We start from the raw sequence: 14101 nt of genomic DNA on the forward strand, positions 1-14101 counted from the left end.
GGACATGACCCAGAGTAAAGCGGACGCACTGCAGAGTAGCCGTCGATGCGCGATACGCAACTAAATTCCACACCGATATGGCCCACGAGGCCGACCAACTCATAACGCCTCAACGTATTCAGGGCTCGCCAGCAACGGGCACCTGCTGCTCTTATCCTCCGAGAACCGACATGTGGCGGGCAATACCCGAGTGGCTGTGGCGCGTGATTTCGAAGGCGTGGCCCTTCGGCTTCAGCGCGAGCGCATCGCGGATGCGGTTGCAGACCGCCTCTTCCGGATCCTCGCCCCGAAGTGCCTGCCTCAGCCCGATTGCCCCCTCCTTGCCCATGCAGGCGTAGAGATCCCCGGTACAACTGACACGTATCCGGTTGCAACTCGAACAGAAATCACAGGACAGAGGCGTGATGAAGCCAAGCCGGCCGCCGGTCTCGGCAAGGCGGACATAGCGGGCCGGGCCGCCCGTCCGGTCATCGATCGGCATGAGCGTCCAGCGCTCTGCAAGAGATCGGCGCAGCGTATCGAGCGGGAGGAAACTCGATGAGCGGTCAAGCCCCGTCTCCCCGAGCGGCATTTCCTCGATCAGCGTGAGATCCATGCCGCGCCCATGCGCGAAGCGGATGAGTTCGTCGACCTCCCGTTCAAAGGGACCGGACATTGCCACGGCGTTAAGCTTGACCTTCAGGCCCACCGCAAGGGCCGCGTCGATACCGTTCAGCACCGGCTGGAGCCGGCCCCACCGCGTGATCTGCGCGTAGCGCCCCGCATCAAGGGTATCCAGCGAGACGTTGACGCGACGAACGCCGGCGGCAAACAGCGCCTCAGCATAGCGCGCCAGAAGCGTTCCATTGGTGGTCAAGGTCACTTCGTCCAGGTCGCCGTTTTCGAGATGCGGCGCCAGCAGGTTGAACAATTGCATGACGTTCTTGCGCACCAGCGGCTCGCCGCCCGTCAGCCGGATCTTGCGCACGCCTCCACGCATGAAGATGGTTGCCAGACGATAGAGCTCTTCCAGTGTCAGGACATCCTGTCGCGGCAGGAACGTCATGTGCTCGCTCATGCAATAGGTGCAGCGCAGATCACAGCGATCCGTCACCGACAGCCGCAGATAGGTGACCTGCCGTCCGAAGCTGTCGATCAGGGGAGCATGTACCGGATCAGCCGGAACCTCGAAGCGTCGTTCAAGCTGCATCACGGGAGTTCCTTGCCGCGACGGTCGCGCGACGTGACCAGGTAAGGACTGCTTCCGGATCAGGCTTGAGGAGACAGCCAAATTCGCCGGAAAACTGCTCCCATGCCTGGACATATTCATCCCTGACGACGGTCAGCACAGGAACGCCGCGAATGCAGGCCTCCTCGATGACAGCGCGGAATCCCTGCCCCTCGGATTCGCCCTTTCCGAAGCGATTGAGGATCATCAGGTCGGTATCGTCATCGAGCCTGGCAAGCAGGGAGCCGGCGACACCCACAAGGGCCTGCGGGTCGAGCCTGCAACCCCGCGCGCCCGAGCCCAGTGCCTGCGAGATCGTGACGAGTTCACCAGTGGCGATGTCCTCGAGTGCAATCTCGCCGCAGCACTCTCCCTCGCCTGCGCCTTCCCTCTGCAGGTAGCCGACGACTTTCCGCCCGTCGGCGACAAGGGAACGAGCGGTCGCTTCAAGGATACTATCCACCGGGTGGTCCCTGGTGACGCGAATGGCGGCCTGAAGGGGGAAAGCGAAGTCCGTCATGTGATCCTCCAAGAAACATCCGTCCTGTAGAATGGCATCCATTCGACGAGGTCGCCGCGCGCACCGTGTGTCGCGCTTGCATCAAGAACAATAATACCATCGGCCGAAGCCAACGGAACGAGAGCTGCGGAACTGCCGTGACCCAGCCGTTGCAGAACCGGCAGGCCATCGGCATTGCGGCCAATCTCCTTCGCCGGCACATACTCCCGGCGTCCGGACTTACGGGTCCAGCCGAAATCGGCTTCGGCAGTCTCGATCCTGTCCTCCGGCGAACGGACACCGAGCATTGCACTGATCTGTCGCTTGACGAAGAGCTGGAAGCCGACATAGGCAGCGAAGGGATTGCCCGGCAGTCCGGTCACCAGCGTTCGGGTCATGCGACCGAAGAATACCGGCTTGCCGGGCTTGAGGGCGACGCGGCAAGCCTCGACAGCCCCGCCGGCGGCAAGGAGCGCGGGCCGCATGAAATCCCTGCCGCCCATCGAGGCAGCACCCGACGTCAGGATCATGTCGAAGGGACCGGCCTCAGCGGTCAGGAACTCAGTCATCCTCGCCCTGTCGTCAGGGCAGATACCGAGATCGATGACCTCTGCTCCGGCCCCCTCACAAAGGGCAAGCAGCATGGGACGATTGACGTCGTGGATGTTCGCGGCCCCTCCGGCCAGTTCGTCACCGGTCGACAGGATGCCGATGCGCGGGCGGCGCATCACCGGTAGGCTGCCAAATCCATTGCCCGCCAGGACGCCGATATGACGTGCGTCGATGATGGTGCCGGCTGCCGCGAGCAGATCGCCGACCGCGACGTCCTCGCCCCTGCGACGAATATTGTCGCCGCTTGCCGGGCGCATAGTCACCAGAACGCTGTCGCCCCGGTCCTCGCAGGCCTCCTGCACGATCACGGCATCGCTGGCCGCCGGCACCGGCGCACCGGTGAAGATGCGCAGCGCCGTGCCGGGTTCGAGGACAGGCGCCAAGCCACCGGCCGCAACCGTGCCCGCAACCGGCAGACACCAAGGGCCTTGACCGGGCAAATCCCCGACCATCAGCGCAAAGCCGTCCATGGCCGAATTGTCGAAGAACGGCATGGCATTCACGGCGTGCAGGTCGCGAGCAAGGACGCGGCCACGCGCTCTGGCGAGAGCGACTTCCTCCGTCTCGGTCAACGGCTGGACCATCGCCACCGCGACATCGATCGCCTCCTCGACCGTGATCAGGCGCTCACGGCTTTCGGTGAGCTCGGCCCAGTGGCCCTTTTCAGGCAGGACGTTCATTGCATGCTCTCCCGGTCCGCGGTCGGCATGAGGTCCCCGCCGTCGCAGCGGAATCGGGCCATGCTCCTGTCGCAACCACAGCCGAGATCACGCAGTAAGCCGTCGCGCAGGCCATAGATCCAGCCGTGGATCGCAAGGTCCCGACCGCGTTTCCATGCGGACTGCATGATGGGGGTGTGAGACAGGCTTTCCACCTGCGCGGCAACCGTCAATTCGCAGAGCCGGTTCAAGCGACCTTCTCCATCGGCGATCGCCTGGAGTTCAGAGAGATTGGCCTCGGCGACGTCACGGATCGGCTGGAGCCAGTGGTCGATGATGCCGTGGCGATGACCATCCATCGCCGCACGCACGCCACCGCAGCCATAGTGTCCGCAGACGATGATGTGCTTGACCTCCAGCGTCTCGACCGCGAATTCCAGCACCGACAACAGGTTCAGATCGGCCCGGTGGACGAGATTGGCGACGTTGCGGTGGACGAAGACCTCGCCGGGTTGCAGCCCGGTGATGACATTGGCCGGCACCCGGCTGTCGGAACAGCCGATCCAGAGATATTCGGGTCGCTGCAATGCCGACAGCCTGTCGAAGTAGAGGGGGTCTTTCGCGCGCTTGGCCGCCGCCCAGCGGACATTGTGGTCGAAGAGATCTGAAAGCATCATCTACTCCGGACGCCTACCAACCCGCCCGTGAGGCACGACAGGTCGCCCTGCCGCACCTCAGCGTGCAGGCACGACGTCATTGCATCAATGGACCATCGGCAGCGAGAAGGTCGATGCCGGTGACGGTCGCGTCCGCGGCAAGGATCGCGATATATTGCGACACAGCCTTCGACCAGGTGGAAGCCTCGAGCCAGCCGGCGATCCGCTGCTGGACGAAATCGAACGGCAGTTGCTCGCCATCGATCCGACGCTCCAGTCGGATGATGTGATACCCGAACCGGCTTTCGACAGGCCGTGGGGTGATCTCACCCTCTGCCATCCGCGCCAGCGCCCGCTCGAACTCCGCGACCGTGCTGCCTCGGGTCAATTGCCCGAGATTGCCGCCCTGCTCTGCCGACGGACAGGCCGAATGGGTCCGCGCCATGGTGGCGAACTCGCTCGGATGTTCAGCGAGAACCGCGGCCAGCCTCTCGGCATCTGTGCGCGCCGCGGCGCGAGTCCTCTCATCCGCCGGATCGGCGGCTATCAGGATATGGCTCGCCTCGAAGATCGGCTCGCTGCGAAACTTCCCGCGGTTGTTTTCGTAGAAGCGCAGGCACTCTTCCGCCGTCGCGGAGGGAACGGTAACTTCTTCCTCGATCAGCCGGCGAATGGCGGCATCGTCGTCCGTTTCGCTGCGGCCTTCGGCGTCGCTCTCTGGCGAGACCGCAATCTGCCGTTCGCGGGCCCGCTGCAGCAGAAGCTCCCTGACGGCGAGCGCCCTTGCAGCGGAAAGAAGGGCCGCCCCCGGATTCTCCGCCGGATGGTTCTGCGCCTCGGCGAGGATATCGCTTTCGGCGATCGCCACCCCGTTGACGGAGACGGCGTCGAGCACCGGTCGCGCCTTGGGAGGAACCCGGGTGTCGGGCTCCTGGTAGGTTGAGTAGCTGTCCTTCATTCCCGCACTGGACGGTGCCGGACCATTCGAAGCCTTGTCAAAAAGCGTGACCATGGTTCACTCCGCAGGGACATGGTTGACGGAGGCGCTGCGGTTGCGCTGGCGAACGACCTGGTAGCCCGGTCTCCAGATGTAGCGGATCGGTGCGCTCAGCATGTGCACGAGCCGGGTGAACGGGAAGAGCAGGAAGATCGTCAGCCCGAGGAAGAGATGCAGCTTGAATACCAGGGCCGCGTCGGCGACGTAGGATGCCGCATCCGGGTTGAAGGTGAAAATGCCCTGAGCCCAGCTCATGAACTTCACCATTTCATGGCCGTCGAGGTGAGCGAGCGATGTCGGAATGGTCGAGAGGCCGAGGAAGAGCTGGATCCAGAGCAGGATGATGATCAGCGTGTCGGTGGTGCTCGACGATGCCCGCACGCGCGGATCAAAAAGCCGGCGATGCACGAGAAGCGTGGCGCCGATGATGGCCATTGTACCGGCAATGCCGCCTGCGACCACTGCCAGCGTCTGCTTGGCGCTGTGACTGATGCCGAGCGTGTCGAAGATCACGATCGGGGTCAGCAGACCAACGAGGTGGCCGGCAAAGATGAAGAGCACCCCGAGATGGAACAGCACCGAGCCCCAGATCAGCTGTTTGCGGCGCAGCAGCTGGCTGGAACCAGAGCGCCAGGTATAGGGCTCGCGATCATAGCGAATGATCGAGCCGAGGATCAGCACCACGAGCGCGATATAGGGGTAGATGCCGAACAAGAGTGAATTGAGAAAATCAGACATGTCCTGCCTCCTAGACCAGTATCGTGTTCAAGGGATCATTCGGCTTGCGTGCAGCCGCCCGCATCTGGGTGCGCAGCCGATCCGGGCCACAGCTGTTGTCACCCGAATTGCCGCCAAAGGTGACCGCCTCGTCCTCCCAGATGCGGTCGAGCGCAGCGAGGTCGTTCGGATCGTCCTCGGCTCCCTCGAGCAGTTGCTTGAGAAGCTTCTGGTCGGGCTTGGCGCTGGACAGCAGGCGAAGTGCCGAAAAGGCGTTGGCGTAGATCGAGTCGCGCTTCTTCAGTCGCTCGCCGAGCGCGGCCGTGATGTGGGCCGTCTGGGCAAGCAGGTCATTCACTTCCTCGACGGAGCGGGTCGACAGGAATTCGAGGAAGAGCGGCAGGTAATCCGGCAGTTCCTTCGCATCGATGACGAAGCCGCTGTCCTCATACATCGTCATCAGGTCGACCATGGCCTGACCGCGGTCGCGGCTTTCGCCGTGAACGTGCTCGAACAGATGCAGTGACAATGAACGGCTGCGGTCGAACAGGTAGACATAGCGCTCCTGGGCGTCATAGAGGTCCTGGCCGGCGAGATCGTCGATCAGGCGGCCAAGCAGCAGCTTGACCTCCCGGGCGATCGTATCGTCGCCGTCGAGCGCCGCCTTGAGTTCCGGCGCCCCGGCCAAAAGCTCGGCGCTCGGATAGCTCAGCAGCAGCGAGATGATTTTCAAAGCCTTGTGCATCAGACGCGCTCCTTGAAGAGGTCGGTCGGGGTCTGGACAACCTTGCGACGCTTCGCGCCGAAGAGATCGCTGTCCGAGGTGCCGCCCGAACAGCCATTGCCGAAGGAGAAGCCGCAGGAACCACGGACGTCATAGGCGTCTTCGGTCACCTCGCGATGCGTCGTCGGGATGACGAAGCGATCCTCGTAATTGGCGATCGCCATGATGTGATACATTTCCTCGATCATCTCGGCGCTCATGCCGACCTTGGCGGCGATCGAGGCGTCGATGACGCCGTCGACCGTCTTGGAGCGCATGTAGGCGCGCATGGCGAGCATGCGTTCCAGCGCCGAGATGACGGGAGCTTCCTTGCCGGCCGTCAAAAGGTTGGCGAGATAGCGCACCGGAATGCGCAGCGACCGCACATCCGGCAGCGGGCCGTCCATGCCGAGCTTGCCGGACTGGGCAGCCGACTGCAGCGGCGAAAGCGGCGGGATGTACCAGACCATCGGCAGCGTGCGGTATTCCGGGTGGAGCGGGAAGGCGATCTTCCACTCCATCGCCATCTTGTAGACCGGCGAACGCTTGGCTGCTTCCAACCATGCATCCGGAACGCCGTCCTTGCGTGCCTGCTCGATGACCGCAGGATCGTTCGGATCGAGGAAGATCTTCAGCTGTTCCTCGTAGAGATCCTGCTCGTTGGCGGTGGATGCGGCTTCCGAAATCCGGTCGGCATCGTAGAGGATGACGCCGAGATAGCGGATGCGCCCGACGCAGGTTTCCGAACAGACCGTCGGATGGCCGGCTTCGATGCGCGGATAGCAGAAGATGCACTTCTCGGATTTTCCCGAGTTCCAGTTGTAGTAGATCTTCTTGTAGGGGCAGCCGGAGACGCACATGCGCCAGCCGCGGCATTTTTCCTGGTCGATCAGGACGATGCCGTCATCTTCGCGCTTGTAGATCGCTCCCGACGGACAGGCCGCAGCACAGGTCGGGTTGAGACAGTGCTCGCACAGCCTCGGCAGATACATCATGAAGGTGTTCTCGAACTGGCCGTAGATCTCCTTCTGCACGCCCTCGAAATTATAGTCCTTCGAGCGCTTCTCGAATTCGCCGCCGAGGATTTCCTCCCAGTTCGGACCCCATTCGATCTTTTCCATCCGCTCGCCTGAAATCAGCGAACGGGGCCGTGCCGTCGGCATGGCACGGCTTTCTCCGGCAGTCTGCAGGTGGCCGTAGTCGAAGTCGAACGGCTCGTAATAGTCGTCGATTTCCGGCAGGTCGGGATTGGCGAAGATCTTGGCGAGGATACGCCACTTGGCGCCCATCTTCGGTTCGATCTTGCCGTTCGACTTGCGAACCCAGCCGCCGTTCCACTTCTTCTGGTTTTCCCATTCCTTCGGGAAGCCGATGCCGGGCTTGGATTCGACATTGTTGAACCAGGCGTATTCGACGCCCTCGCGGTTGGTCCAGACGTTCTTGCAGGTGATCGAGCAGGTATGGCACCCGATGCACTTGTCGAGGTTGAGGACCATGCCGATTTGCGCGCGAATTTTCATTCTGCCGCCTCCTTGTTGTATGCGACGCTTTCGGTGTGCGGGCCTTCCAGCCAGTCCACCTTGTCGAGTTTGCGCACCACGACGAACTCGTCGCGGTTGGCGCCGACCGTGCCGTAGTAGTTGAAGCCGTAGGCCTGGTGGGCGTAGCCGCCGATCATGTGCGTCGGCTTGGTGATGACGCGCGTCACCGAGTTGTGAATGCCGCCGCGTTGGCCGGTGATCGGCGAGCCGGGCGTGTTCACGATCTTTTCCTGGGCGTGGTACATGAAGACCGTTCCGTCCTTCATGCGCTGCGAGACCACCGCACGGGCGACGATCGCGCCGTTGGTGTTGTAGACCTCGACCCAGTCATTATCGACAATCCCGGCCCGCTTGGCGTCGGGTTCGGAGATCCACACGACCGGACCGCCGCGGTTGAGCGTCAGCATCATCAGGTTGTCGCTGTAGGTGGAGTGGATGCCCCACTTCTGGTGCGGCGTGATGAAGTTGAGCACGAGATGCGGCTTGCCGTCAGCCTTCGAGCGGATCGCCGGGTTGACCGTCTTGGTGTCGATCGGCGGCCGGTAGACGCAGAAGCCTTCGCCGAAGGCGCGCATCCAGAGGTGATCCTGGTAGAGCTGCTGGCGGCCGGTCAGCGTGCGCCACGGGATCAGTTCGTGCACATTGGTATAACCGGCATTGTAGCAGACCTTTTCCGATTCCAGACCGGACCAGGTTGGCGACGAGATGATCTTGCGCGGCTGGGCGACCACGTCGCGGTAGCGAATCTTCTCGTCCTCCTTCGGGATGGCGAGATGGGTATGGTCGCGGCCGGTGAACTTCGACAGCGCCTCCCAGGCCTTGACCGCCACTTCGCCGTTGGTTTCCGGCGCCAGCGACAGGATGACCTCGGTCGCGTCGATGTCGCTCTCGATGCGCGGACGCCCCTTGGTGACACCTTCCTCCTGCACGACGCCGTTCAGGCGGGCGAGCAGATCGACTTCATGCTCGGTGTTCCAGGCGATGCCCTTGCCGCCGTTACCCACCGTGTCGAGCAGCGTGCCGACGGAGGTGAACTTCTTGTAGAGGTTCGGATAGTCGCGTTCTACCACCGCGACCGTCGGCATGGTCCGACCCGGAATAGGCTCTATCTCGCCCTTCTTCCAGTCCTTGACGTCGAAGGCTTGAGCAAGCTCGCCTGCCGTGTCGTGGAGGGTCGGCACAAGCACGACATCCTTCTCGACGCCGAGGATCTCCGGAGCGACTTCCGAGAACTTGCGGGCAATGCCCTTGAAGATGTCCCAGTCGCTGCGCGCATCCCAGGCCGGGTCCGCGGCACTCGACAGCGGATGGATGAACGGGTGCATGTCCGATGTATTGAGGTCGTTCTTCTCGTACCAGGTGGCGGTCGGAAGCACGATGTCGGAATAGACGCAAGTCGTCGACATGCGGAAGTCGAGGGTCACCAGCAGATCGAGCTTTCCTTCCGGCGCCTCGTCATGCCAGACGGCTTCCTTGCTGATCTGCCGGCCTTCTTCGCCGAGATCCTTGCCGAGCACGCCATGTTTGGTGCCGAGCAGGTGCTTGAGGAAGTACTCATGCCCCTTGCCCGACGAACCGAGCAGGTTGGAGCGCCAAACGAACATGTTGCGCGGCCAGTTGGCCTTGTCGTCGGGGTCCTCGCAGGACATGGACAGGGCGCCGGCCTTCAACTGCTCGGCAACGAAGTCCTTGGCCTCCTTGCCGGCAGCCGCGGCCTGTTTCGACACATCGAGCGGATTGGTCTTCAACTGGGGAGCCGACGGCAGCCAGCCCATGCGCTCGGCGCGGATATTGTAGTCGATCAGCGAGGCATCCCACGGGCCCTCCGGCGCGGTCGGCGAGAGGATCTCGTCGACCTTCAACGTCTCGTAGCGCCATTGGTCGGTGTGCGCATAGAAGAAGGACGTGCCGTTCATGTGGCGCGGCGGACGGTTCCAGTCGAGCGCGAAGGCAAGCGCTGTCCAGCCGGTCTGGGGCCTCAATTTTTCCTGCCCGACATAATGGCTCCAGCCGCCGCCGGACTGGCCCACGCAACCGCACATCACCAGCATGTTGATGATGCCGCGATAGTTCATGTCCATGTGGTACCAGTGGTTCAGACCGGCCCCGAGAATGACCATGGAGCGACCATTGGTCTTTTCGGCGTTGCTGGCGAATTCGCGGGCGACTGCGATGATCTGGTCGCGCGGAACACCGGTGATCTTCTCGGCCCAGGCGGGCGTGTAGGGCAGGTTTTCCTGGTAGGACTTGGCGGAATTCGGATCATTGAGGCCGCGGTCGAGACCGTAATTGGCAACGAACAGATCGAAGACCGTGGCGACCAGGGCTTCGCCATCGGCGAACTTGACCTTGCGGGCCGGAACCTTGCGCACAAGCACGCTGTCATGGTCCGTGCCTTCGAAGTAGTCGTGCTCGCGATTGCCGAAATAGGGGAAGCCGACATTGGCAATCGTGTCGTGCTCGCCGTCGAGGATGAAGCTCATGGCGAGATCGACGTCTGCGCCCTTGCCGTCCTTGGCCTCGAGGTTCCACTTGCCCTGTTCGCCCCAGCGATATCCGATCGAACCGCCCGGCGAGACGAACTGCTTCGTCTTCGAATCAACGGCGACCGTCTTCCATTCCGGATTGTTGGTCTCGTCGAGCGCTCCGGTGAAGTCGGAGGCACGCACGAAGCGGTCGGGGATGAAATGCCCGTCCTTGCCGGTGAGCTTCACCAGCATCGGCATGTCGGTATAGCGACGACAATAGTCCTCGAAATAGTCTGCCTGCCGGTCGAGATGGAATTCGCGGAGGATGACGTGACCCATCGCCATCGCGAGCGCGGCATCGGTGCCCTGTTTCGGATGGAGCCAGAGATCGGAGAACTTCGCTGCTTCCGAATAGTCGGGTGACACCACGACCGACTTCGCGCCCTTGTAGCGCGCCTCAGTGTAGAAATGGGCGTCGGGCGTGCGCGTCTGCGGAACGTTCGAACCCCACAGGATGAGGAAGCCGGCATTGTACCAGTCGGCCGATTCCGGAACGTCCGTCTGCTCGCCCCAGGTTTGCGGCGAGGCCGGCGGCAGGTCGCAGTACCAGTCGTAGAACGACAGACAGACCCCGCCGAGCAGCGAGAGATAGCGCGAGCCGGCCGCATAGGAGACCATGGACATGGCCGGGATCGGCGAAAAGCCGATGACACGGTCGGGACCGTAGGTCTTCACCGTGTAGGCATTCGCCGCCGCGATGATCTCGTTGACCTCCTCCCAGGTGGCGCGCACGAAACCGCCGAGGCCGCGCATCTTCATGTAGTCGGCGCGCTTTTCCGGATTCTCCTGGATCGCCGCCCAGGCGCCGACCGGCGTCTTGATAGTCCGCTCCTTGCGCCAGAGCTTGAGCAGGCGCGAGCGGACCAGGGGATGCTTCACCCGGTTGGCCGAATACATGTACCAGCTGTAGCTGGCGCCGCGCGCGCAGCCGCGCGGCTCGTGATTGGGCAGATCCGGCCGCGTGCGGGGATAGTCGGTCTGCTGGGTTTCCCAGGTGACGATCCCGCCCTTGACATAGATCTTCCACGAGCAGGAGCCCGTGCAGTTTACCCCGTGGGTCGAGCGTACGATCTTGTCGTGCTGCCAGCGCTTGCGGTAGGCGTCCTCCCAATCCCGGCTCTCGGTCGTGGTGACGCCGTGGCCATCCGAAAATGTGCCGGCATTCTTGTGCGCCAGGAAGTTCAGGCGATCGAGCAAATGGCTCATGGTATTTTCCTCCGGGTTCAGGCGGTTGCTGCGACCGGGCCGGTCCGGCCGCGCTCGATGTCGTAGAGCAGCCCGCCCTTGCGGGTGTAGACGGCCCAGGTGATGACAAGGCAGGTGACGTAGAAGGCCAGGAAGGCCCAGAGTGCGGCTTCAGGCCCACCGGTCATGGCAATCGAGGTCCCGTAACCCTTGGGGATGAAGAAGGCGCCGAAGGCAGCGATCGCGGACGTGAAGCCGGTGATCGCGGCCGATTCCTTCTCGGCCTGCAGCCGGCGCTCTTCTGCCGTGGCCTGCGGCATCAACCGGCCCATTTCCTTGCGCATGATCGCCGGGATCATCTGGAAGGTGGAGGCGTTACCGACGCCGGTCGCGAAGAACAGCAGCAGGAAGGAGGCGAAGAACCCCCAGAAGGCATTCGGCTGATCCTTGATGCCGATGAACCACAGCACGCCAGAGACACCGATCATCATCAGGACGAAGGCCCAGAAGGTGACGCGTGCGCCGCCGAACTTGTCGGCAAGCCAACCCGTGCCGGAGCGCGACAGGGCCCCGACCAACGGACCGAGGAAGGCGAACTGCAGCACGTTGACGTCCGGGAAGAGCGTCTTGGTCAGAAGCGGGAAGCCTGCCGAATAGCCGATGAAGGAACCGAAGGTGCCGGTGTAGAGCCAGCACATGATCCAGTTGTGCTTGCGCTGAAAGATCACGGCCTGCTCGGCAAAGGATGCCTTTGCCGACGCGATGTCGTTCATGCCGAACCAGTTGCCGAGTGCGGCAAGAATGATGAACGGCACGAAGATAAAGCCGGCATTCTGCAGCCAGAGCGGTGCCTCTCCCGTCGGCGAGGCAACCATGGCGGGGTCACCGCCCAGCCCGCCGAACACCCCCGCGGTGATGACCAGCGGCACGACGAACTGCACGACGGAGACGCCGAGATTGCCGAGGCCGGCATTGAGTGCAAGCGCATTGCCCTTCTCTGCCTTAGGGAAGAAGAACGAGATGTTCGACATCGAGGACGCGAAATTGCCGCCGCCGAAGCCGCACAGCAGCGCCAGCAACAGAAGAATGGCGTAGGGCGTATCCGGATTCTGGACCGCATAGCCGATACCGAGCGCCGGAATGATCAGCGACCAGGTGGTGAGCGTCGTCCACAGCCGTCCGCCGAATACCGGCACCATGAAGGAGTAGAAGATGCGCAGCGTCGCGCCGGACAGGCCCGGCAGCGCCGCCAGCCAGAAGAGCTGGTCGGTGGTGAAGGTGAACCCGACCAGAGGCAACTTGGCGACGACGACCGACCAGACCTGCCAGATGGCGAAGGACAGAAGCAGTGCCGGGATCGAGAGCCAGAGATTGCGGCGCGCGATCTTGCGGCCCTTGTCTTCCCAGAAGATGAGATCTTCCGGGCGCCAGTCGGTCAGCACGGCAGCGCTTTCCTGGATCGGCTTGCGCCCGGCCTTGCCCATGCCCTGCATTTCCGGGAAAGCCGGCAGTTCGGCGAGCTTCTCGCCCTCGGTTTCCTTTTCCATCTGGCGGATGGCAAAATGCATCCAGGTAAGCGAGCCGAGCGCGACGAGGAAGAGCAGCATGAAACAGCTCGTCCAGAGGCCGGTCAGATCGAGCAGCATACCGAAAACGATCGGCAGGATGAAGCCGCCCAAGCCGCCGATCATGCCGACAAGACCACCGACCGAACCTACGCTCTGGGGATAGTAGACCGGAATGTGCTTGAAGACGGCTGCCTTGCCCAGCGCCATGAAGAAGCCGAGGATGAAGACCGTGACGGTGAACCCGATCAGACCCATCTCGGCGTGGAAGGCGATCGGCCCGTTGACCCCTTGCACGACATAGTCGGTCGGCGGGTAGGAGAGCACGAAGGTGGCTGCGACGGAGACCAGGAAGGTCCAGTACATGACGCGGCGCGCACCGTAGACATCGGAGAGATGGCCGCCATAGGCCCGGAAGAGACTGGCCGGGACCGAGAAGAAGGCGGCGATCATGCCTGCGGCGCGAATATCGACGCCATAGACCTTGATCAGGTATTGCGGCAGCCACAGCGCCAACGCGACGAAGGCGCCGAAGACGAAGAAGTAGTAGAGCGAGAAGCGCCAGACCTGCACGTTCTTCAGCGGCTCGAGTTCGAGCCAGGTGCTCTTTGGTTTCTCTCCCGTGCGGCGGCGCTCGACGAGCACCGGGTCATCCTTGGTGGTGAACCAGTAGATGATCGCCATGACGACGAGAGCTGCGGCCCAGACCTGGGCGACGGTCTGCCAGCCGAAGGCAACGAGAACCAGGGGAGCGAGGAACTTGGTCACGGCCGAACCGACATTGCCGGCGCCGAAGATGCCGAGCGCCGTGCCCTGCTTTTCCGGCGGATACCAGCGGGAGACATAGGCCACACCGACGGCAAACGACCCACCGGCAATACCGACGCCGAGCGCAGCAACCAGCATTTGCGGATAGGTCGTGGCATAGGTCAGGAAGAAGGTCGCGACGGCAGCGGCAAGCATCGTGGCGGTAAAGACGACCCGGCCGCCATAGCGGTCGGTCCAGATGCCGAGCACCACGCGGATCAGTGAGCCGGTGAGGATCGGCGTGCCGACCAGCAGACCGAACTGGGTCTCTGTGAGATTCAACTCCTTGCGGATCTGGATGCCGATGATCGCGAAGATCGTCCAGACAGCGAAACAGACGGTGAAGGCGATTGTGCTCATCGCCA

Annotated in this window: 10 protein-coding genes; all 10 read right to left on the minus strand. The window is 62.8% G+C overall.

Going from position 1 to position 14101, the window contains the following annotated elements; all coding sequences use genetic code 11:
• Positions 1–151: 151 nt before the first annotated feature.
• Positions 152–1189 (minus strand): GTP 3',8-cyclase MoaA, encoded by a 1038-nt coding sequence (moaA, locus tag HHL25_RS19785; RefSeq protein WP_169594839.1) that lies wholly within the window; start codon positions 1187–1189, stop codon positions 152–154.
• Entirely contained in the window at positions 1179–1727 is a 549-nt protein-coding gene (locus HHL25_RS19790; protein ID WP_169594841.1) for a DUF2478 domain-containing protein, read from the minus strand. Before HHL25_RS19790 ends, moaA begins: the two co-directional genes overlap by 11 nt.
• On the minus strand, positions 1724–2998 hold the full coding sequence (locus tag HHL25_RS19795) for a molybdopterin molybdotransferase MoeA (RefSeq protein ID WP_169594843.1): 1275 nt from the start codon (positions 2996–2998) through the stop codon (positions 1724–1726). Before HHL25_RS19795 ends, HHL25_RS19790 begins: the two co-directional genes overlap by 4 nt.
• A complete protein-coding gene (gene can, locus HHL25_RS19800; protein WP_169594845.1) occupies positions 2995–3651 on the minus strand; it encodes a carbonate dehydratase in 657 nt (218 codons plus the stop codon). Before can ends, HHL25_RS19795 begins: the two co-directional genes overlap by 4 nt.
• Positions 3652–3730: 79 nt before the next feature.
• Positions 3731–4645 (minus strand): peptidylprolyl isomerase, encoded by a 915-nt coding sequence (locus tag HHL25_RS19805; RefSeq protein ID WP_169594847.1) that lies wholly within the window; start codon positions 4643–4645, stop codon positions 3731–3733.
• Positions 4646–4648: 3 nt separating this feature from the next.
• Entirely contained in the window at positions 4649–5368 is a 720-nt protein-coding gene (gene narI / locus HHL25_RS19810) for a respiratory nitrate reductase subunit gamma (RefSeq protein WP_169594849.1), read from the minus strand.
• Between the two features lie 10 nt (positions 5369–5378).
• A complete protein-coding gene (narJ, locus tag HHL25_RS19815; RefSeq protein WP_169594852.1) occupies positions 5379–6092 on the minus strand; it encodes a nitrate reductase molybdenum cofactor assembly chaperone in 714 nt (237 codons plus the stop codon).
• A complete protein-coding gene (gene narH / locus HHL25_RS19820) occupies positions 6092–7630 on the minus strand; it encodes a nitrate reductase subunit beta (RefSeq protein ID WP_169594855.1) in 1539 nt (512 codons plus the stop codon). Before narH ends, narJ begins: the two co-directional genes overlap by 1 nt.
• Complete coding sequence (locus HHL25_RS19825; RefSeq protein ID WP_169594857.1) at positions 7627–11385, minus strand: nitrate reductase subunit alpha; 3759 nt, start codon at positions 11383–11385, stop codon at positions 7627–7629. Before HHL25_RS19825 ends, narH begins: the two co-directional genes overlap by 4 nt.
• Before the next feature lie 17 nt (positions 11386–11402).
• Positions 11403–14101, minus strand: a 2699-nt coding sequence (locus tag HHL25_RS19830) for a nitrate/nitrite transporter (protein WP_169594859.1), incomplete at its 5' end; no start/stop codon positions are given.

Origin of the sequence: Rhizobium terricola (assembly GCF_012927355.1) — a bacterium.
Taxonomy (GTDB): Bacteria; Pseudomonadota; Alphaproteobacteria; order Rhizobiales; family Rhizobiaceae; genus Allorhizobium; species Allorhizobium terricola.

Bases quoted from the DNA above. Each gene is read 5' to 3' on its own strand.
- moaA (WP_169594839.1), bottom strand. From the start codon at position 1,189: ATGCAGCTTGAACGACGCTTCGAGGTTCCGGCTGATCCGGTACATGCT.
- HHL25_RS19790 (WP_169594841.1), bottom strand. From the start codon at position 1,727: ATGACGGACTTCGCTTTCCCCCTTCAGGCCGCCATTCGCGTCACCAGG.
- HHL25_RS19795 (WP_169594843.1), bottom strand. From the start codon at position 2,998: ATGAACGTCCTGCCTGAAAAGGGCCACTGGGCCGAGCTCACCGAAAGC.
- can (WP_169594845.1), bottom strand. From the start codon at position 3,651: ATGCTTTCAGATCTCTTCGACCACAATGTCCGCTGGGCGGCGGCCAAG.
- HHL25_RS19805 (WP_169594847.1), bottom strand. From the start codon at position 4,645: ATGGTCACGCTTTTTGACAAGGCTTCGAATGGTCCGGCACCGTCCAGT.
- narI (WP_169594849.1), bottom strand. From the start codon at position 5,368: ATGTCTGATTTTCTCAATTCACTCTTGTTCGGCATCTACCCCTATATC.
- narJ (WP_169594852.1), bottom strand. From the start codon at position 6,092: ATGCACAAGGCTTTGAAAATCATCTCGCTGCTGCTGAGCTATCCGAGC.
- narH (WP_169594855.1), bottom strand. From the start codon at position 7,630: ATGAAAATTCGCGCGCAAATCGGCATGGTCCTCAACCTCGACAAGTGC.
- HHL25_RS19825 (WP_169594857.1), bottom strand. From the start codon at position 11,385: ATGAGCCATTTGCTCGATCGCCTGAACTTCCTGGCGCACAAGAATGCC.